This is a genomic window from Streptomyces sp. NPDC059564 (assembly GCF_042735575.1).
Classification (GTDB): Bacteria; Actinomycetota; Actinomycetes; order Streptomycetales; family Streptomycetaceae; genus Streptomyces.
The window spans coordinates 1-1,242 of sequence record NZ_JBHWBP010000705.1; the positions used below are offsets into that span (position 1 = coordinate 1).

Below are 1,242 nucleotides of genomic sequence, written 5' to 3' on the forward strand. Positions count from 1 at the left end.
CGGCAGGCGGACCTGCCGCTCTACCTGGGCTCCTACCCGATCACCCCGGCCTCCGACATCCTGCACGAGCTCAGCAAGCACAAGAACTTCGGCGTACGGACCTTCCAGGCCGAGGACGAGATCGCCGGGATCGGCGCCGCGCTGGGCGCGGCCTTCGGCGGCGCTCTCGGCGTGACCACCACCTCCGGTCCGGGCGTGGCGCTGAAGTCGGAGGCGATCGGGCTGGCGGTGTCGCTGGAGCTGCCGCTGCTGATCGTCGACATCCAGCGGGGCGGCCCGTCGACCGGTCTGCCGACCAAGACGGAGCAGGCGGACCTCCTCCAGGCCATGTACGGGCGCAACGGCGAGGCCCCCGTCTCGATCGTCGCCCCCAGGACGGCGGCCGACTGCTTCGACGCGACGCTGGAGGCCGTCCGGATCGCGCTGACGTACCGGACCCCGGTGTTCCTGCTCTCCGACGGCTACCTCGCCAACGGCTCCGAGCCCTGGCGGATCCCCCGCCCCGACGAACTGCCCGACCTGCGGACCCGGTTCGCGACGGGCCCCAACCACACCCTGCCCGACGGGACGGAGGTGTTCTGGCCCTACAAGCGGGATCCGGAGACCCTGGCCCGCCCCTGGGCGGTCCCCGGCACTCCCGGCCTCGAACACCGCATCGGCGGGATCGAGAAGCAGGACGGCACCGGCAACATCTCGTACGACCCGGCGAACCACGAGTTCATGGTCCGGACCCGGCAGGCGAAGATCGACGGGATCGAGGTCCCGGACCTGGAGGTCGACGACCCGTCGGGCGCGGCCCGGACCCTCGTCCTGGGCTGGGGTTCCACGTACGGCCCCATCACCGCCGCCGTCCGCCTCCTGCGCACGGCGGGGACGGCCATCGCCCAGGCGCACCTGCGCCACCTGAACCCCTTCCCCCGGAACCTGGGCGAGGTCCTCGCTCGCTACGACCGCGTCGTCGTCCCGGAGATGAACCTCGGCCAGCTCGCCACGCTCCTGCGCGCCAGGTACCTGGTGGACGCCCTCTCCCACACCCAGGTCAACGGCATGCCCTTCAAGGCGGAGCAGCTCGCCGCGGTCCTCAAGGAGGCCAACGATGACTGAGGCACTGAGCCTGATCCCCAGGGCGGAGGCGGCGCTCGCGGCCAAGGACTTCAAGTCGGACCAGGAGGTCCGCTGGTGCCCGGGCTGCGGTGACTACGCGGTCCTGGCCGCCGTTCAGGGCTTCATGCCCGAGCTGGG

General features: G+C 71.8%; 2 pseudogenes. Both read left to right on the plus strand.

The annotated features are described in order from the left end of the window. A pseudogene (locus tag ACFV0Q_RS41800) lies at window positions 1-1,104 on the plus strand (2-oxoglutarate ferredoxin oxidoreductase subunit alpha); the annotation flags it as partial. Next, window positions 1,097-1,242: pseudogene (locus tag ACFV0Q_RS41805) on the plus strand (2-oxoacid:ferredoxin oxidoreductase subunit beta); the annotation flags it as partial. The pseudogenes ACFV0Q_RS41800 and ACFV0Q_RS41805, both read left to right, overlap by 8 nt.